This is a genomic window from Psychrosphaera algicola (genome assembly GCF_028401425.1).
Classification (GTDB): Bacteria; Pseudomonadota; Gammaproteobacteria; order Enterobacterales; family Alteromonadaceae; genus Psychrosphaera; species Psychrosphaera algicola.
In genome coordinates this window covers 218841-239097 of the sequence record NZ_JAQOMS010000002.1, presented here as the reverse complement: position 1 = coordinate 239097, position 20257 = coordinate 218841, and the positions used below count along the sequence as shown (strand labels likewise).

Genomic DNA, 20257 nt, shown 5'->3' with positions numbered 1-20257 from the left:
ATTCAAGAATGAATGAACACAATTGTACACCGCTAAATGACTACATCGAATACGCCCCTGATGTCATGCTGAAACGTTCAGAAACATTTTTAAATAATATTAAACGTCGCCACAGTATTAGACAATTTAGTGACAGACCCGTTGACCAAAAGATCATAGAAAATTGCATAAAAGCCGCGGGTACTGCACCGAGCGGAGCAAATCATCAGCCATGGCATTTTGTTGCAATACATAGCTCGGAGATCAAACAACAGGTTAGAGAACAAGCCGAATTACACGAACAAGGTTTTTATGACGGGCGCGCAGGCGACGAATGGCTAGATGCTTTAAAACCCCTTGGCACCAATGCTCAGAAACCTTATTTAGCGCATGCACCTTGGCTTATCGCTGTTTTTTCCCAAAAAAAGGTGGCCTCAAAGCCGAAGATCAAAAAACAAACTACTATGTTCATGAATCAGTCGGTATCGCCACGGGTTTCTTGATCAATGCCTTGCACGACTGTGGTTTAGTCACGCTGACACACACGCCAAAGCCAATGCAATTCCTGTCAAAAATATGCCAACGACCTGATAATGAGCGTCCCTATATGTTGATTATTGCAGGCTACCCTGAAGAAGGTGCTACAGTGCCCAATCATGCTCGGGATAAAAAGCCATTTGAAGATATCGCCACGTTTTTATAGTGCCATTCTAATTTCAACTACTTTATTTAAACAACAATTGGCATTGAATATTGAGCTTTCATCACAATTTATTGTTTATTGAGAAAAATCTAGGTTAAAAAATGAAGTATTCAACGTTAGGAACCAGTGGTTTAAAAGTGTCTAGAGTGTGTTTAGGCACAATGACCTAGGGCAACCAAAACTCGCAAAAAGATGCCGATGAACAAATAGAATATGCACTAAGCAAAGGCGTTAATTTTTTTGACACCGCTGAGCTATATCCCGTTCCACCTGTCCCTGAAAAATATGGTGACACAGAGCGAGTTATCGGCAACTGGTTGAGCCGAAACCCAGAACGTCGAAAAGAAATGATACTAGCGTCTAAAATTGCAGGTCCAGGATTACCTTACATTCGTGACGGTGGAAAAATTACCGGTGCCAGTGTAATTGAAGCCGTTGATGATTCACTTAGACGCCTGAAAACAGACTACATCGATTTGTATCAATTGCATTGGCCTAATCGCACTTCTCCACACTTTGCACAACACCATGTTAACAAGGTTAAGTTTTCGCAAGCTGATAGTAAACTTCATACCGAACAAATGTTGGAAATTTTAAAAGCGTTAAAAACCTGTCAAGAGGCGGGTAAAATACATCATTGTGGCCTTTCTGATGATACGACTTGGGGAATAAATACCTACCTTAAGCTAAGTGACAAATACGATTTACCAAAAATGGTATCGATTCAAAACGAGTTTAATTTATTGCATACCAAAGATTGGCCGTATTTGATTGAAAATTGTGTTCATGAAAACATCGCATACCTTCCTTGGTCGCCACTTGCTGCAGGTGCCCTAACAGGTAAATATATTGGTGGTGCAAGGCCAGAGGGAAGCCGTTGGCGGATGGCCCAACGTAACGGCTTATTTAGAGATACAGAACAAACCGACGCCGCAGTTCGGCAATACGTAGAAATAGCGAATAAATATGGCTTTACGCCGGCTCAGTTAGCGTTAGCTTGGACGAATCAAATAGACGGCGTTACATCAACAATTATTGGTGCAACCTCGTTAGCTCAGCTTACAGAGAACATTGAGGCATTTGAAATGACCATTCCTGACGCTATGGCAGAAGAAATTGCGCTAACATTGCGCCAATATCCGGCAACATTTTAATACCGCAAATTAAAATAATAGAAACTTCATTTTACTGCAGCAAAAACACAAACGCCGCTAAATTAAGCGGCGTTTGTATTTGTTGTACCATTAAAAATGTATTGTTTAATGCAGTATTCAAATTTAAATTACGGTAATTAAATAATCTAAGCCACCTACAATAGCTGCAACTTGTGCGATGGTACAATTTTCTGGATCAACCAAATCACTGTCTGGATAAACTTCGGTAGTTGTAACGTACTTAGCGTCCGTCATACCTGCACATAAACCTAACGCTTTAGTCGCATAATTAATCACGCCTTTCTGGACTAATTCATTGCCTATGAGCTTGCCATCGTTATCCGCGGGTGCAATATGCGTCACTTTTTCCACTGACTTAATAATAGCCGCTTGAAACTCAGGTTCAGGCTTTAACGTATCGCCAACACCGTAGAAACCATCTGGGATATTCCACGATTTTTGCTCAATTGCATCCCTAGCTGCTAAGGCGGGTCTAAATTCTGAATTGTCAGTATCTGTTGTTTCATGCAAATCAAAATGGGCCAAAGGTTCGACATCAAGTTGCGATAAATAGGTTTGTAATAAACCAGACTCTTCAACTGATATGTTGTCATTAATATTAGCCGGGAAAAATGACCGATTAGGATCGTCCGCATTGGGATTCCATCGATTAATAGTTTCAAATCCCTAGGGGCTTAAGCAGGGAATTACAATAAAATTAAAATGCTTTTGATAATCCAGCATGGTCGTTTCACAAAACCTCAACGCGCCCATTACCCCACTGGTTTCATACCCATGAACCCCACCGGTAACTAATATTGTTGGTAATTGTGAGTCAGCGTTTTTTGTCTTAACTGCAAACAAAGGGTAACGGTCAGAATTGTATGACAGCGCCCCGTATTGGGTTACCTCAAAATGGGTTTTAAGCTTTTCTATATGCGGCATGACAGTTTGCTTATAGTCACGTTTTATCGACTGTTGCGCAAACCACTGTTGTTTTTCAGTGCTTCCCCAAGGTTGGCTAGGTACACCAATGTTGTAATCCATTCAATTTCCTTTCTGTACAACTGAACAATCATTTTTATCAAAATGATCATAATTTAGTTTTTATTGAGGCTCTTTTTAGAAGAGTCGAGTTTCTATTATGCGCCTAAATTAAAGTTTAAAAAGATCATCTAAGTGTTCTTTGGAATAATTCCACAGCCATAGTGTAAACACGTATTGCCAAAACGGGATCGTAGCGTTCCCCTTCATCACGCATAAAAGCGTGTTGCGCATTAAATTCGGTCCAACTAAAATGATTACCACAATTTAGAAGTTGCTGGTGTATCTTCATTCTCCCAGCGTCAGGGACATGAGGGTCTTGTTTTCCCCAAACCATTTGCAATTCACCTTTGATATCGCCTGTTCGACTAAATGAATCGTTGTCTTTTTCGCTAGGCAACGTATCTGAATGAATATCTGTCGCATACAAACAACTGGCCGCCAGAATATTGGGGTTTAATGCCGCTCGAAACGCCAAATGGCCACCAATACATACCCCCATTGCACCAACTTTTCCTGTGCAATAATCTAGTGATTTAGCAAAATCAATTAACGCTACTGTATCGCTATCATGCGCTTCTAAAGGCTTAGTCCATTTATCATTATTACCTTTATCTTTTCCTTCATCGTCATATCCTAAGACAGTTCCAATAGGGTTTAACTCGTGAAAGACCTCTGGCACTAAAACCACAAATCCATGACCAGCCAAAATTGTTGCTGTACGTGCAATCGGCGCTGTTTGTTGAAATATTTCAGAGTAGAAAATTATAGCCGGGAAATTACCAGTTTCATTTGGTCGATACACATAAGTGCGCATTGTGCCCGTTGGTGTTTCAATATCATGGAAGTCAGAGGTGGTGATCATTTTTGGTAGTCACTTTTTGTTGAAGAGTGACACGATCATAACCGCTGTTGTTGGTAAATCAACAACAGCGGCATGATTTATATGGATTAAAACAAATACGGAAACTAATGAGCCGTACTCAAGCTAATTTTTTTCCCACAGCGCTTTACGCTATGTTGTTTTTTTGCTTGGATTGATAAACCCGATTACGCGGTCAAGTAATATGTAATTGACCGGCACCAACATCAAAGTAATAAACGTCGCAAATAAGATACCAAACCCTAGTGATACCGCCATCGGTATCAAAAATTGTGCTTGGGTTGATTTTTCAAACAACAACGGCATTAAACCGATAAATGTGGTTAAACTCGTAAGCATAACCGGTCTAAACCTTGCGGCCCCCGCAGTTGAAACAGCATCATATAATGCCATGCCTTCCGCTCGTTTTTTATTGATATAGTCAACCAACACCAATGAATCATTTACCACCACCCCGACAAGCGCCAACATGCCAAGCAAACTCATCAAAGATAAGTCCATCCCCATAATCCAGTGTCCCAACATGGCACCAAGTGCACCAAATGGAATAACACTCATAACAACAATTGGTTGCGTATAAGATTTAAACGGAATCGCCAATAGACAATAAATAATAAAGAAAACAAATACTAACGCCCATTTTAAGGATCCAAATGACTCCCTTTGTTCTTTAGCTTCGCCTTCTAAAGAGTGTGACAAACCTGGATAATGACCTACTAACTCGTCAAGATAGTCTTTTAAGTCTGCGTTTAATACTGTCATATTAACTTTGGTTTTATCTAAGTCCGCAGTCACATTTATCACACGATAACGGTCTATCCGATTAATCGATGAAGGGCTCACGCCAGGATCGAGCTTAGCAACGTGTGCCAAAGGCACACTGCCGCCATTTGGCGTATTAATAAGGATATGTTCCAATTCTGATATTGAACGTCGCTCGTCCAATGGTAAACGCACCATCACCCGAACATCGTCTCTACCGCGCTGAATACGTTGTACTTGAGAACCAAAATACGCATTACGAACTTGTCTAGAGATATCGTTTCGAGTTAACCCTAACGCTTTTCCTTGCTCTGTTAATTCGATTTGCAGCTCTTGCTTACCGCTAGACATACTGTCATTGATATCAAATACCGTAGGGTACGTTGCGAGTCGTTTTTTCACCTTTTCTGCGGCATCTTGCAACGTCTCCATTGAGGTCGATGACAACTGCACATCAATTGGATCAGAACTTCGTCCTAATTCCGCTCTAAATGACATGCTTTCAGCGCCAGGGACTTCTCCAATCTCTTTACGCCACTCGGTTAATAACTCTCGTGAACTTATGGTCGACTCTCGCTTTTCTGGAGGAATTATTTCAAATCGAACTTGCCCCTGATGTGTCGCGCCACCACGGCCGCCCGTAAATGCCAATATATTCATAATGACACTTCGTCCATCTTCTTCGACATACTTTTGCTGTAATTGATAAGCTGCATCAGATATTTTTTGAATATGACGATCGGTCACCTCAAATGGCGTTCCTGTCGACATTGACAAGTTCATTCTGACGGTTTCAGATGGAATTCGTGGGAAGAATATAAATTTAGTCCAACCACTCATTAATAACGCAATAACCACTAGCAAGGCACCAACAAACAAAGATACGGTCGTGCCTTTATTTCTAAGAGCTTTGTTTAACAGGGGCTGATAGTACTTCAATATTGCGTTTTCAAAACCATCCGCAAAGCGTTGTTGAAATCGAGCCAAGCCGTTAGTGTCTTCATTCTTCCGAATTTTAATGTATTTTAAATGAGCCGGCAGAACAAACTTTGATTCGATTAAAGAAAAGATTAATACCGGAATAACAACTGCCGGTAATTGTGCAAATAATGCGCCTCGCTGCCCTTCAATAAATGCCAATGGTAAAAATGCCGCAACCGTTGTTAAAACTCCGAAGGTAACTGGAGTTGCAACTTCCTGCGTTCCTCGTATTGCCGCTTGTTCACCCGAGTCTGACTTTCGTAAATGGGTATAGACATTCTCACCAGTCACAATGGCATCATCTACTACTATCCCCAAAACGAGAATAAATCCAAACAAACTCATAACATTCAAGGTTACGCCTAAAAACGGCATAAAGATGAACGCGCCCATAAAGGAAATTGGGATCCCGATAAAGACCCAAAAAGCGATTGAAGGCCGTAAAAATAACGTTAATAACAGCAGTACTAAAAACCCACCTTGCAGTGCGCTTGTTGTCAAAGTTGTTAAACGATTTTTAACAATCATCGAATCGTCGTCCCAGTAACTTAGCTCATAACCTTGAGGCAAGTTGGACTGTTCTTCTTTTATATATTCTTTTACAAGATCGGCAACCTCAATTGCGCTTTGTTGGCCGATACGATAAACATCAATAAACGCTGCCCGTTTACCATTAAAACGTGTCCTAATAGGCGATTCTTCAAAGCCGTCATTAACATTTGCAATATCACCCAATCTAACAATACTGCCATCCGTATTTTGTTTTACGACTATTTTGACAAATTCGTCTTTACGATAGGCCTGCCCTTTTGAACGCAGTAAAATGTCTCCACCTAAGGTTTTCAGATTACCCGCAGAGATATCTAGGCTACTATTTGCGATTGAGTTAGAGATTTGACCAAGTGTTAAGCCATACTGTTGTAACTTGTCCTGCGATATTTCAATCGCGATTTCGTAGTTACGAACCCCGGATAAATCTAATTGAGTTACCCTGGAATACGTAATATATCGTCACGCACTCGTTCTGCAAACTGGCGAATTTCCGCTTCACCATAATCACTTGCAACCGTAACAGTCATTACGTCTCGTTTACGTTGTGCAATTGAAATAATTGGTTTTTCAGCGTCAGCCGGAAATGTATTAATGGCATCCACACGAGATTTTATGTCAGCTAACATTTCTCGTGCGTCATATCCATTGTCTACTTCTATATTAACTCTTGAAGAACTTTCTCCAGAAGTACTCGTGATCTTTTTAATCCCCTCAAGATCTTGTACCGCTTCTTCAATTCGAATACTGATGCCCTTTTCAACATCTTCTGGGGTCGCGCCTCTTAATGATAGTGAAACGCTGATAATGTCGGATTCAAATGACGGAAATATTTCCAATGGGATCCGGCTCGATAGAGAAAATAGTCCACTTAATAATATCGATATCATCAATAAATTAGCGGCTACATGATTTCGGGTAAACCAAGCAATCATCTATTTGTCTCCCTGTCCGCTCGTCGCCTGCTTATCTTTGCGAGGTCTATGCATTTTCATTGCTTCATCAACAGAAACGCCTTTTTCAGCAGCAAGTTGCTTGATCCTTTCCTGAGCTTTCGCCGGCAATTGGTCAAACTTGCGCTCAAAGTTATTTTTTACAGGCTTTATTTTGGTCACTTTTGCTTCACCATTAATCGTCACAGGTGTTCCAGAACTGACTTGGCCAAGTGACGTCAACACTAGTCTATCGCCTTCTTCTAAACCACTATTAATAATTGCGTCTGAGGAATTTTTCCATAGGATTTGAATTTCGCGACGTTTCAGTACACCTTCTTCTACAACATAAACATAGCTACCTTGGTAAATGGCTTTATTTGGGATAACAATGACATCTGATAATATTTTGCCAGCGAGTCTCGCAGTCAAATATTGACCAATTTTTAACGATGTCATGCCATTTGCTTTAACAACATATGGATCGTCTATTTGTGCAACCACGTATAACTGTTGCGAATTACTGTCAATAGAACTCTCTGTCCTAACCAGTTTTCCTGCCCAGTCTTGATTATCAAAACGACTCGAAAAGTGTACTTGCGCTAGCGCCATTATGTCGGTTTCTTGCTGTTGTTCAGGTAGATTAATTAGTGGTATATCGTTGTTGTTAATAGGCAATCTGACTTCAACATAATCACTTGCAAAAATATCCGCTAAATAGGCGTTGTTGGACACAACTTGGCCCACATCAACTTGTTTCGTTAATATACGGCCATCATAAGGCGCATGAACTTTGGTTCGCTCAAGTGCCAATTGAGCCTTTTCTAATCGAGCTTCTGCAGACAATACATTGGCTTCAGCAGCTTTAAGCTGAGGCAGTCGCAAAACTAAATCGTTTGGCTCACCACCTTTCCCTATGCGTTTCCAATCAGCACGTGCTTGATCTGACCGAGCTTGTTCTTCAGCCAACTGTTGTTGAGCATCTAATAAACTTGCCTCAGCCACTTTAACGTCGACTTTATAATCTCGATCGTCAATTGTGACTAACCAATCACCCTTCTTAAAAAAGCCTCCTTCACGAAATTTTGGCGAAATGGCATCAATTTGCCCGGATACCTGAGCCACTAACTTACTTTGAGTACGAGGCTTAACAGTACCAAAACTGTCTAAATAGACTTGGTACAATTCTGGTTTAATGTTTTTTACATCCACGGTCATTTGGGCTTTCGGCGCTTTAAATTCGCGTTTAGCTACTGGTGGGTTTGAAAATATAAAAAGGCCAACGCGATAGCGGCCAGCATAATTACGATTGCTGTAAGCTTTTTCTTTAGCTTTGAGGTCGAGTTTAATGAATTTATGTTACTCATAATGTGACATTGCCTTGTTCATATAATGCTTGAAAATCGCCGCCTAACGCAGTGAATAAATTAATTTGATTTTGTAGTAATTGATATTGCAGTCTAATAACCGAACTCTGTGCGTTAAATGCCCGTGTTTGTGATGTTAAAACGGTGGCGTAGTTAACGAGACCTTTTAAGTACTGCTCAAAAGAAAGTTCTTCTGCTGCAACAGCATTTTGCTCGGCAATTTTATTTGCATTAAGTTGTGCCTGCAGATTTGTTTGATTTGCCTTTAGCCTTTCAATGGTTTCAAAGGTACTTAAAAAACACTAATGTAGTTTTGTTCTAGTGCCTGCAAATTCGATTTAGCCGCATTTTCGTTCGCTTTTAAACGTCCCGCATTAAAAAGTGGAGCAGCGATATTGCCTATAAAAGACCAACCTAAGTCAAACTCATTTAATGCTTTGCCGAGATCTGTACCTTCACTACCCGCACTTAACGACAGCGAAAATGACGGAAATCGTTGTTTATGAGCAAATGCAACCGCCGCATTCGACGATAATAGCCCTTGCCACGCAGCGCGCAATTTAGGGTGGTTCTTTACAACATCTGAAGGTGTGTTGGAAAGCGCGTCAAGAGGTAAAATATCTAACGCCAAATCTTGATAATCAAACTGGTTGTCAGGGTAGGTTCCAATCAATGTTTTAAATTGCCTAACCAGATTTTCGAGCGTTTGAGTTTGGGCTGAAATATTTGCCTGCTCATTTGCCAAATCATTGCGAGTTAAGTACACGTCCAGAGCGTCATTCAATCCTTGTTCATAACCGGTTTCTATTATTGCCAAATTATTTTGGGTGTTCTCCAATCGAAGCTTATTAAGCTCCAACTGTTGCTTTGCTTCTACAATCGCAAAGTAGGTTGTCATCACCTCAGCAACTAAAGTATTAATTCTATCTTTATGTTGAGTTTGCAACTTCAAGAAATTGAGATTGATTTGTTGATCAGCCGCAGACAATTTGCCCCAAATATCAACTTCGTATTTAAGTGCAAGGTTTAAACTTGCATTGTCAACAACATCAGCATTTTCGTTTGCCTGACGTACACTGCTCTGCAAATTTAAATCGAGTGAAGGCCATAATGTCGCTCCACTTGCCGTTACGCGATGTTTTGCCGCTTCTAATTCGAAGCTAAGTTGTTTTAACTCAGGATTTTGCGTTACTGCAACTTGAATAAACTCAATCAAGTTTTTGTCAATAACGTCGTGCACTGACACTTTTTGAGCTGAGACAACCGCATTTGACGATGGGTTTTGCCACATTTCAGGGACAGTAATTTGATCCTGCTTTATGCTTATATTGTTATTGGTCGCACAACTTGCCGTCACGCTACTCAGTACAACAACTGTCAATAACCTAATATAACTCTGTTTCACTAAATTTCTCTTCCGTTTTTTTGTGTCAATCTGACTCATTTTTTATTCTGCCAAATTAGATATTCAAAGTTGAAAACTAATTTCATCCCTTTCGGCGAACAACAATTTTTGCAGGTTGATTCCCCTAAAAACTGCATAAACAGTGTTTTGGAATATAAAAAGGTGAACCTATTAGTAACTAATTTAACGCGAAAGTTCCATCGGCATTTTGATAAATATGCGATATTTTTTAAGCATTTAAAAAAACGCTTTTCCCTCCCCAATTAGGGATATGACCATAGGTCACATTTTAAAATGACCATGAGTCACAACAATTGTATGTCAATAAAATCTTAGTGTTAGACAAAATTTGGTCAAATTAAACATTCGCCCTTTAAAAACAATAACGATTAGATCCATTCACTCATAACAACGTGGGTTTTTATTTTTACTATGTCATTTGTTGCATCTAACGACTCTCTTATTTCATGGATTCGTTGCATTGAATTTGCCCTCACAAAAACCAATAAATCCATATCACCTGTTATGCCATGACATGTCACAACTTCCGGAATTTTTTAATTTCTGGGATGACTTCTGAACACCTTGCACATTGATGTTGGATTTCAAAATAAACACTAACGCCGTCTTTTTGAGATTCGGTCAATAGCACTTGATAACCTTTGATTATATTACGTTGTTCAAGTTTTTTGATCCGCTCAGTGACCGATGAACGCGACAAACTGACTTGGTCAGCAATAGACGAAATACTCGCCCGGGCGTTTAACCGGAGCATTTCAATTATGTGTTGATCAAACTTATCCATACTTACCTTCAAATTGATGGGAAAATTGCATTATGCCTGCAAATTGACGGTCAAATTAGTTTTTTGTTGTTAATTTACGTCGATATGTAAAAGTAAACTCCCTTATACTTTACTCAAATTCAATAATGATGTTGGAACAACGATGAGTCACGCAGGAACATTAGGTGTATGGCAGGGAGCTGGATTACTCGCTACGACACTATTAGGAACAAGTGTTTTTATACTACCGGAAATGACAATTGAAATCGCAGGGGTCAATGCGATTTGGTCATGGACATTTTTGACTTTGTTTATTCTCCCCATAGCACTTGTTTTTGCAAAGTTGTCGGGGCAGTTCCCACATGCCGGAGGACCTGCTAATTTTTGCGAACTTGCTTTTGGAAAAGTTGTTGGTCGTTCTATTGGACTCATTTTTTTATTGGTTGTACCGCTAGGCGCCCCTGCTGCGCTGATTATGACATTCCAATTTGTTGATACACTATTGGAATTGAGTGACATTTCAGGATTGATGGTTCAGTACCTCTTTTTATTAATCATATACTTACTAAATATACGCGGCGTAAGTTTATCCGCGACTATTCAATTGGGCCTAACATTAACAATATCCGCTTTGGTAGGGATCTTGTGCTTAGCGTATTTCCTGTCTGCTGATACAGTAAACAACATAACGCCCGCTCTTATAACGGATACTAAACCAATAAGTACCATGTTTAGCGCAGCAGCATTGGCGTTTTGGAGCTTTTTAGGAATAGAAGCCATGGCTCACATGTCGTCGGAATTTAAAGACCCCAAAAAGATTTAGTCCCAGCGATTGTACTTGGAACCCTATTAGTTGGTGTGATTTACATCGCCTGTACCTTTTTAGTTGCCCATGTAAGTTCACAATCAACCTTAGCGATGGTGGATATATTTGATACGTTGCTAGGTGGCTATGGAAATATCGTGATCTGCTTTTTAGGGATTGCAGGCGGTCTTGCCACCGTTAATGTATATACGGCTAGTTGCAGTAAATTAATGTGGAGCTTCAGTCATAACGGAGTATTGCCACCGCTTTATCAACAAAAGAATTCATCTGGTACAGCTCAGATTGCCCTGCGCCACATCGTGCTTTTAATGGCCGTGGTGTTAACGGTATCCCATTTATTTAAACTAGATTTGGCGGTGTTAGTCGGACTCTGCAATGGTGTTTTTGTCGTGATTTATTTAACTTCAATGTTTGCTGCGTTTAAATTATTACCTAAAAAGTACTTCTGGCTCGCATCTATCAGTATTATCGTGTGTTTAACACTGGCTTTTAGTTTGTCTTGGCAAATGGCTTACGCATTGATTTTATTGATTATCGTTGCACCGTTAGCAAAAAGGAAACATTCAATAATTTCAACTACATAATAACGTTATACAATCACCAAATATGGTTTATACTTTTCAATTGTCGACGTAAGCTGAAACATTTTTCAGTTTACTTCGGTCTAGTTAATCGTATGTATATACATAAACAAGGTGGGTTAGTTTGGAATTAAATAGTGCAATCCTAAAACGTAATGCAGGTTTAATTTATGGTGTCATCATATTATTAGGAACTATTCTTTCCGGTATTGTTTATAACTCCACTCAAAATATCAAACAAAATGCCCTACTGCTTGTCGACCATGAAATTAAAGTGTTTGAGCGTTTACAAAATCTAAATTCGTTATTTATAGAGCAGGAGCTTTATCTAAACGAATATTATGCAAATCAAAATCGTGAAGTATACCAAACTAACTTTAACGCAACTGCGGATAAGGTGTCCTCAGATTTAGTCGAATTAGCCAAAGTTGGTGTCGGATTAGAATATATAAATCAACTGAGTTTAATCCAATTAGAAACTATAAAACTTGCTTCCGAATTTGACGATAACATGCAACTTGGTGATGCATCCGACAGCAAAATGTGGGACTTAGCGCGCACCCATTTAGAAATATTGGCCATGTACCGTATTCAAATCAAACCTGTCATAGCCAAAATAACCGAAAGCACCAATGAACGTATCGTCAAACAATATAACAATACTAAGCAAAGTTTAGATACAACCAACCAAATCGTACTGGCATACAGCGTTATGATCATCCTTATCGCTTATTTTGTAGGCCGTGCAATTAGAACGTCAATTATGGTTTCGGTTAGAAACAGAAGACTTGCATTGTTTCCAGAAAGAAACCCAAATGCAATTCTGTCCATTGATGTAACAAATGAAGTTAAATATACCAACCCGGCGATGTTACGATTATTAACTAATTTAAAGATTGATATAGACGAGTTTAAAGAAGTTATCGCAATACCACTCAAAGAAACTAAAAGTAAGGTGTGCACAAACCACGACCAACAAGATAAATTTGAAGTAGAAATTGGTGACAGTACACTTGAATGCAATTTGCATTGGTTAAGTGATTTAGAAAATTGGGATTTGCATATTTTAGACATCACCCAGAAAAAACGGGCTGAAGCACAAATGCATTACCAAGCTTTTCACGACATGGAAACTGGGCTATTTAACAAAAACCAATTTTTAGCTGACTTAGAAAAGGTGTGTGAAATTGACAAAAACAGTGTCGTCGGTTTAGTTGAAGTCAGACACTACAGCCACTTGATCACCCGCTTAGGTCTTCAACAGACCAGCGAAATCATAGTACAACTTGCTTTGCTGCTGAACAAAGAATTAAAGACACTACTGCAAGACGTCCCTCATACGTTATACCGTACCTCAGACAAACAATTTTCCGTTGTTGTTCAGTCAGATATTTGTAATAGGGAAATTGCCAATTTAGTTAATAAATTAGAAAAAATTATAGAAACGTTTTCCTTTGAAAATACGGTCAATCTAGAATTGGACTTTGGTTTTACGTGTTTTCCAGAACACGCGTCGGAAGCGCAAACCATCGTAAAATCTGCGACTATCGCCTTAGATTCAGCTATAAAAATTGATCATTCATCATTGGTTATTTTTTCAGAGCAATTAGGTGATTCGATATCTAAAGAAATAGAGTTAACCAATGACCTTAGAGTAGCGATTGAAAAACAACAATTGGAGTTGTATTTCCAACCGCAACTGGACATCCAAAAAACCAAATAATTGGCGTGGAAACCCTAATTCGTTGGCAGCTAAGGGATAAATTTATTCCACCAATTGATTTTATTCCACTGGCTGAAAAGACCGGTTTAATTGTGCCACTTGGAGATTGGATTTTATTAAATGCCTGTAACAAAGCGGCAGCGTTAATCGAACAGGGATATAAAGATATTGTTGTCGCGATAAATATTTCGCCTCAACAATTTAATCACCCTAGTTTCTACGACACTGTTGTCGGTGTGTTAGAAAAAACGCAAGTTCCTGCCGAAAATATAGAACTTGAAATCACCGAGGGTGTCATTATGTACAATGAAACAGATACCATCGCGATGTTACAAAAGCTAAAAGATAGCGGTGTGAAATTGTCTATTGATGATTTTGGTACGGGTTATTCCTCATTAAGTTATTTAAAGCAATTTCCAATAGATAAACTCAAGATTGACCAGAGCTTTATTCGACAAATCGAATTAAACAAAGACGACAAGGCAATTGTCAGTACTGTCATTGAATTAGGGAATAACCTCGGCTTAACGTTAATTGCTGAGGGGGTCGAAGAATTGAGTCATATGGAAATATTGTCTGATTTAGGTTGCTAGAAATCCAAGGGTATTATTTCAGTCGACCTTTACCAAGTGCTAAATTAGATTTATTTCTTACCGAATTTGGCGCGAAAAACCAACAATCAAAAACGTAACATGTTGCTGTTTTGTAGGGTGGTTTTTATTCCATCAAAAAGCTGGCTGTTCCTTTTAACAGCCAACTTTTGTTGCCGTTCGCACTACCAATTAAGGTACAACACGGCCACGAGCTGCTACAAACAATTGATACCAATGTTCGCGGGTTAACTCTACCTCAATTACCCGCTGACACGCTCTGATCCTATCAGGATCCACAGTTCCAATTACCGGTTGAATACCTTGTGGCAAACGAGTAAGAAACGCCAGTACAATTGCTTCAGGGCTTGTTTGATATTCAGCAGCTAGTGACGACACTAACGAAGCGGTCGTAATAATATGCGGAGCTTGCCCGTCTAAAATGCGTCCGCTAAATAAACCTTGGCTTAAACTTCCCCAAGTTTGAACTTGAACGTCGTTCAATTGGCAATATTCTAATGTGCCAGCCATCGCATTGTATGTAGCTTCTCCGCCTACATTGGCAATAATGCCCTGATCAATACAATCTAAATGCCCTAAACTGATCTCTAATTGATTGCAAACCAATGGATTTGGTAGTGCTTGCTGCAACAATTGCATTTGCGCACTTGTCATATTAGAAACACCAAACTTGTTAACTTTGCCTTGTTTAATGAGTTGGTCAAATGCAGAAGCCACTTCGTCTGGTTCCATTAATGGGTCTGGGCGGTGTAATAGTAAAATATCTATTTGTTCAATATTCAAGCGCTTCAGACTGGTTTCAACCGAATGTAGTATCCATTCTTTTGAGAAGTCATATCGACCTGGACCTTTATCATCTTCAAATCGGATCCCACATTTAGTTTGGATCGTCATATCTTTTCTAAGATGTGGTCTTTGTTTGAGTACATCGCCAAAGACTTGCTCAGCTTTCCCTCGTGTATAGATGTCAGCGTGATCAAACATTGAGATACCAACCTCTAACGCAGTGTCGATTGCTCTATTTGCGACCGCAACATCATTTAGACTGTAATTAGGTTCATTCCAGTCCCCACCTAAACCCATGCAACCAAAGACGAGTTGACTGCAATGCGGTACTTTTTGAGTTAGAGGTAATTGTTTAGACATGTAAACTTCCTAAGGCTAATCGACTCACTAGCCACGTTATTTAAAAATAGGGTTATAGTATTATGAGTTTGAAAAATAGAAACAGAAAAAACGAAAATACGTATGCATGGTTCTATTTCGTTGAGCTGCGTTACCTATGTAAACCGGAAAAACAATTTTATTATTGCCAAAATCACAGCTCTTAAAATAGAAAAGGTAAAACCTTGGTTTTACCTTTTCAACGATATTTACTCGACATTTTAATTGACTAATTAGTGCTCAGCGCGACCCAAAAATTTAATCTCTGCTGTATTAATTTTCACTTTATCACCAACGGATATATGCTCTGGAACTTGCACCGTCAGGCCAGTAGACATAGTAGCCGGTTTTGTCCTCGCGCTAGCAGAAGCCCCTTTTATAGAAGGGTCGGTTTCCGTGATTACTAGTTCCACGTGAGCAGGAAGTTCAACCCCTACAGGTGAACCTTCGATTAACACGACAGAAAGACCTTGTGTATCTTCAGTGATAAACTGGATTTCATCTGCAATGCTTGCAGAATTTAGATTGTATGGCGTGTAATCTTCTGCATCCATAAAGACATACTCATCACCGTCAATGTATGAAAACGTCGCTGAACGTCGTGTTAGATCGGCAAATTTTAACATATCATCGGCTTTAAACGTTTCATCAACCTTACCACCGGTGACTACATCATACATACGCATTCTGTATAAGCTTCCGCCTGCACGCCCCTGCGGAACTGAACGAACAATATCTTTTACGATTAAAACTCGACCATCTATATCGAGTGCGGCATGTTTTTTATTTCACTAGCTTTAGGCATTACGTTTCCTGTTTAAAAATAAGTTAGCAAGCTGATTGTTAACTCATATATTAATGACCAAAATTCAATCAATTACCTATTTATAAGTAATTTATTTTTTAGGCCAAAATTGATTTTTTAGTCTAAGCTCATTAAGAGTAAATTCAGGAAAGCGTAAATGCAACTTCGAATAGGTTTGATCGTCGGTTTTATCCACTTTTGTTTCGTTTTTTCAACCCAATTACATGCGGAACGTGTAAAAGTTAACGCTATCTATGTTCCTTTAGCTGATCACTATGCGGCAATTGTGGCGTTTGAAAAGTATGCGGAACAAATGAAATATGCTGATTTTTCTATCCAGCAAATGAAAAATTGGGACTTGTTAAAAACAAAATTTTTGGAAGGCAATACCGAAATAGCTTTTGCAATGGCGCCTTTGGCGTTAAACATGTTCACGGAAAGTCCAATTTTTAAATGGATAGGCTTGATGCATCGCGACGGCAATGGATTAGCAATCAACAACGTACTTGCCAATCAACTGGAATTGCCCGATGACCACAACGAACGCAAACCCAGTCATGACCTTGCCCAAATTGTTAAATCCGAAATAAACGCAAATCAGCGAGTCCTAATTGGCGTACCACATTTGCAGTCTTCGCATGCCGTAATCTTGTTTCATTATCTTAAAAACAACAATTTACTTTTGAGTTTCAAGCCTAATTTTAACGACCAAGTATTAGCGATTGCCGTTAACCCTGCAGAGTCACTCAACTTTTTACGTGGCAACAACAATTTAAACAGGCCAGTAGCCATTGAGCAGTCTTTACCATGGATAGATGTTGCCGAATCACAAAATGTTGGCAAAGTCGCATGGTATTCAAAAGATGTTTTAAACACGCAAAACGGCCATGTGGAATGTATTGCCCTTGCAACAAATATCGCGCTCGAAACTAAATCAAAAGCCATAAAAGAGGTTTTTTCTATGATTAAGAAAGCGGGTAAATATATCGAAGAAGCAAGAAACGGTGATCCAGAAAAATTAAATGAAATCATTAAAATGGTACAAAAACATATCCCCGCTCATACAACGGAAGCAATTAGGTTAAGCCTAGATCCGACATTACGTGTGATTAATTACGAACATTTAGATATTGATAAACCGGGACTTAAGTTAATGATGAATTTAGGGTTGGAGAGTGGCACGATAACTTCACCAGTCAACATTAATAATTTTGCAGCTAAAGAATTTGATACTTTATCAGTAGCGGGTAACGATGAAGACAATTAAAAAGAAATTTACTTCGATAAACCGTTCTATATTAAGTTGGCTTTTAATCATAAGTTTAATGCCCTTAATTGTTGCAGTCTCGATTAACTACAACTTAGCGAGTGGCCAAATAAAGCAAGAAGTTGTAAAACACCTTGTGAGTAAAGCGTCATCACAGGCTTCTTTTATTAACAATTGGTTTCAATATCGATTTATGGACGCTAAAGATATTTCATCAAGTCCTTCAACAATTTCTTTATTGTCTGAACTCATCGAGCAACATAAAAACCAAGCGTCAACCATACAAAATTTCACAAAAAGTTATCAGCACCAACTCGTTGTGTCGAAGTACAAAGGCTATTTCACAAAGCGATGGCTTGATTATGATTATATTGCAGATTTAATTTTGGTCGACGGTAAAGGCAATGTTTTATTTTCGTTAGGTGATAATACAACGCTAGGTTCTAATCTTTTTACCGGTCAATATTCCGGTACTTTATTGAGTAACGTTATGCAAAAATCCTTTGCAAATGGCAGCGTTAACTTTTCAGACTTGTTTGAGAATCCAGCAAATAAGCACCATCTAACAGGCTTTATTACGTCCCCAGTTTTAGACAATAAGGGACATAAAATGGGCGTTATGGCCATGCAACTTAAAATGGACAGGATCCAACGGACGATTGAGTTATATAAAAATGTCGGCACAAATAATTTTATTGTCAATCAAGACCGAAAATTAAAAATGCACTCTGAGTTCGGTTCAAACATTAAATTTGAAAAAGTTATTCCGCAGCCATCAGACGACAACAAAGTCCAATATAATATACGCGACACAAAAATCGAATTATTTGATACCTTGGGATTATTTTCCAAACCGGTAATTTCCGTTCATAAAGACATTACCATTGGCGATGTCACTTGGGTTGTGGTGAACGAAACTGAAAAAGGTTATGCCTTTAGTAGTAACGATAAAATCATCACAATATCTATCGCTATGTTAATTTTAACCACCATACTTGTCGCAGCATTTTCAATCTATATTTCATCGCAGCTCACCTACCCTATCGAAATACTTAACTTAGTGGTCCAACGTTTCCGTGAAGGAAAAAATGTTAGTAAAAACCTCGTTTATAGCAATAACGAAATTGGTCAGCTATCTAAAGCATTTAATGACTTGATTGTTGAACGTCAACATCAAGAAAGCATCATGAACGAAACATTAGATGTGCAACAAGCAATTTTAGATAACTTGGGCGAAGCCCTTATCATGATTGATGATAAAGGTTTGATCCAAAAATTCAGTCGCTCCGCTGAAAAACTATTTAAATATACAGAGTCAGAAATGATCGGCGCAAACATTAGTAAGCTAATGCCTAAAAACGTCGCAGTGCACCACGACCATTATTTAAAAACACAGGACGACAATATCAATCGAAATATCATCAATACAACAAGGTTGGTAAAAGGCGTTGATAAAACTGATAAAGAATTTGATATGGAGTTGGTTGTTACAAAAATTGTTGTCGGTGACCGAAAGCTATTTATTGGTTTGGTTCGAGACGTCTCTGCTCGGCAAGAAACACAGCGGAAATTGGTCAACGCGCTAGAGGAAGCTGATGTGGCTAATCAAGCCAAAAGCGAATTTTTGGCCAATATGAGTCATGAAATAAGAACGCCAATGAACGGGATTTATGGTTCATTGCAGTTGATTGAAGAACAAGTAGATGACTTGATGGTTAATGATTTAATCGAAAACGCTTTGTTTTCGTGTCGATCTTTACTCACCATTATTAATGACATTCTGGATTTTTCAAAAATAGAGGCTGGTATGTTAAGCCTCGAAGAAGTTCCTTTTGAAGTTAACAAAATCGTTAAAATGGTACTTAATGACATTAGACCTATCGCCGTTGATAAAGGTCTCGAGGTCATTTTCAAAAAGACACAGACTTTGAAGATGGTTGGATTGGGGATCCTATCCGAATTAAACAAATTTTGTTAAATCTGGCGTCTAATGCAATTAAATTCACCGAGAAAGGCCACGTACAAATCAGCGTTTCATCTGACTTAGACCCATGGGGAAATCCTCGACTTAAAATAAACATATTTGATACCGGCATTGGTATGTCTAAAGCCGGACTAGCTCAATTATTCAAACGATTTGAACAAGCAGACCGTTCGACGACTAGAAAATATGGCGGTACCGGTCTAGGAATGGCTATCACTAAAAATTTATTACAAATAATGAATGGTGAAATTGAAATTAAGAGTGAATCTGATGTTGGTACTCAAGTGTATTTAACATTACCCCTAAGTAAAACCAATGTTGAAATTAAACACGAAGACAAGATTGAAACTGAGTTAGTTACCCCAAACCTTGGTGGTAAAACGATACTATTAGCCGAAGACAATATGATTAACCAAGGTCGTATTCAAGTCAATGATGTCAGCAACAAATGCTAAAATTATCGCCGTAGAAAACGGTAAACTGGCTGTAAAAGCGTTTATCGAACATAAGCCCGACCTTGTATTTATGGATATTCAAATGCCTGAAATGGACGGTATTGATGCGTGTTTAGAGATAAGAAAAATTGATAACAATTATACGCCGATCATCGCGTTAACAGCGAATGTCATGAAAGAAGACATCGACAAATATGAAAAAGTTGGCTTTGACGGACACATAGGGAAACCCATTGAGCTCGCGATCCTGTATCGCTTAACTCAACAGAATATTGATTCACAAGGCTAAACTCGAATC

General features: G+C 38.9%; 12 protein-coding genes and 6 pseudogenes. 10 read left to right on the top strand and 8 right to left on the bottom strand.

Translation table 11 applies throughout. From position 1 onward, the window contains the following. Nucleotides 1–8: 8 nt before the first annotated feature. Nucleotides 9–682: pseudogene (locus PN838_RS01320) on the top strand (nitroreductase family protein). A gap of 101 nt (nucleotides 683–783) precedes the next feature. Beyond that, nucleotides 784–1836 (top strand): annotated as a pseudogene (locus tag PN838_RS01315) (aldo/keto reductase). Nucleotides 1837–1959: 123 nt separating this feature from the next. Here the strand turns inward: PN838_RS01315 and PN838_RS01310 are convergent. The 6 genes and pseudogenes from PN838_RS01310 to PN838_RS01285 all read right to left on the bottom strand — a co-directional run bounded on the left by PN838_RS01310 (nucleotide 1960) and on the right by PN838_RS01285 (nucleotide 10564). Further along, nucleotides 1960–2883: pseudogene (locus PN838_RS01310) on the bottom strand (M14 family metallopeptidase). 124 nt (nucleotides 2884–3007) lie between these two features. Beyond that, a complete protein-coding gene (locus PN838_RS01305; protein ID WP_272179539.1) occupies nucleotides 3008–3745 on the bottom strand; it encodes a dienelactone hydrolase family protein in 738 nt (245 codons plus the stop codon). Nucleotides 3746–3895: 150 nt separating this feature from the next. Then, a pseudogene (locus tag PN838_RS01300) lies at nucleotides 3896–6990 on the bottom strand (efflux RND transporter permease subunit). Continuing rightward, complete coding sequence (locus PN838_RS01295; protein WP_370660995.1) at nucleotides 6991–8199, bottom strand: efflux RND transporter periplasmic adaptor subunit; 1209 nt, start codon at nucleotides 8197–8199, stop codon at nucleotides 6991–6993. It lies immediately after the preceding pseudogene. A 447-nt stretch (nucleotides 8200–8646) separates the two neighbouring features. Beyond that, nucleotides 8647–9759, bottom strand: coding sequence for a TolC family protein (locus tag PN838_RS01290; protein ID WP_272179537.1), 1113 nt, complete (start codon nucleotides 9757–9759; stop codon nucleotides 8647–8649). A 389-nt stretch (nucleotides 9760–10148) separates the two neighbouring features. Beyond that, nucleotides 10149–10564: pseudogene (locus tag PN838_RS01285) on the bottom strand (Lrp/AsnC family transcriptional regulator). A 142-nt stretch (nucleotides 10565–10706) separates the two neighbouring features. Here PN838_RS01285 and PN838_RS25865 point away from each other — a divergent pair. From PN838_RS25865 to PN838_RS01270, 4 genes are all read left to right on the top strand, one after another. Continuing rightward, nucleotides 10707–11366: an amino acid permease gene (locus tag PN838_RS25865; RefSeq protein WP_334313245.1), complete on the top strand. Its 660-nt coding sequence runs from the start codon at nucleotides 10707–10709 to the stop codon at nucleotides 11364–11366. A 35-nt stretch (nucleotides 11367–11401) separates the two neighbouring features. Continuing rightward, nucleotides 11402–11953, top strand: coding sequence for a hypothetical protein (locus tag PN838_RS25860; RefSeq protein WP_334313244.1), 552 nt, complete (start codon nucleotides 11402–11404; stop codon nucleotides 11951–11953). Nucleotides 11954–12074: 121 nt separating this feature from the next. Further along, nucleotides 12075–13673: a diguanylate cyclase domain-containing protein gene (locus PN838_RS01275; protein WP_272179536.1), complete on the top strand. Its 1599-nt coding sequence runs from the start codon at nucleotides 12075–12077 to the stop codon at nucleotides 13671–13673. 5 nt (nucleotides 13674–13678) lie between these two features. After that, nucleotides 13679–14266 (top strand): EAL domain-containing protein, encoded by a 588-nt coding sequence (locus PN838_RS01270; protein ID WP_272179535.1) that lies wholly within the window; start codon nucleotides 13679–13681, stop codon nucleotides 14264–14266. Between the two features lie 189 nt (nucleotides 14267–14455). Here PN838_RS01270 and PN838_RS01265 read toward each other — a convergent pair whose 3' ends face one another. Next, nucleotides 14456–15430, bottom strand: a complete 975-nt coding sequence (locus PN838_RS01265) for an aldo/keto reductase (protein WP_272179534.1) — start codon at nucleotides 15428–15430, stop codon at nucleotides 14456–14458. 251 nt (nucleotides 15431–15681) lie between these two features. Beyond that, nucleotides 15682–16253 (bottom strand): annotated as a pseudogene (gene efpL / locus PN838_RS01260) (elongation factor P-like protein EfpL). Between the two features lie 157 nt (nucleotides 16254–16410). Here efpL and PN838_RS01255 point away from each other — a divergent pair. From PN838_RS01255 to PN838_RS01240, 4 genes are read left to right on the top strand one after another with little or no spacing between them, the layout of a single operon-like run. After that, nucleotides 16411–17520 carry an ABC transporter substrate-binding protein gene (locus tag PN838_RS01255; protein WP_272179533.1) on the top strand — a complete coding sequence of 370 codons (1110 nt, stop codon included), beginning with the start codon at nucleotides 16411–16413 and terminating at the stop codon, nucleotides 17518–17520. Next, entirely contained in the window at nucleotides 17507–19498 is a 1992-nt protein-coding gene (locus PN838_RS01250; protein WP_272179532.1) for a histidine kinase dimerization/phospho-acceptor domain-containing protein, read from the top strand. Before PN838_RS01255 ends, PN838_RS01250 begins: the two co-directional genes overlap by 14 nt. Then, a complete protein-coding gene (locus PN838_RS01245; protein ID WP_272179531.1) occupies nucleotides 19492–19959 on the top strand; it encodes an ATP-binding protein in 468 nt (155 codons plus the stop codon). The genes PN838_RS01250 and PN838_RS01245 overlap by 7 nt, the downstream gene beginning before the upstream one ends. Then, complete coding sequence (locus PN838_RS01240; RefSeq protein ID WP_272179530.1) at nucleotides 19937–20248, top strand: response regulator; 312 nt, start codon at nucleotides 19937–19939, stop codon at nucleotides 20246–20248. Before PN838_RS01245 ends, PN838_RS01240 begins: the two co-directional genes overlap by 23 nt. The last annotated feature ends 9 nt before the right edge of the window (nucleotides 20249–20257 follow it).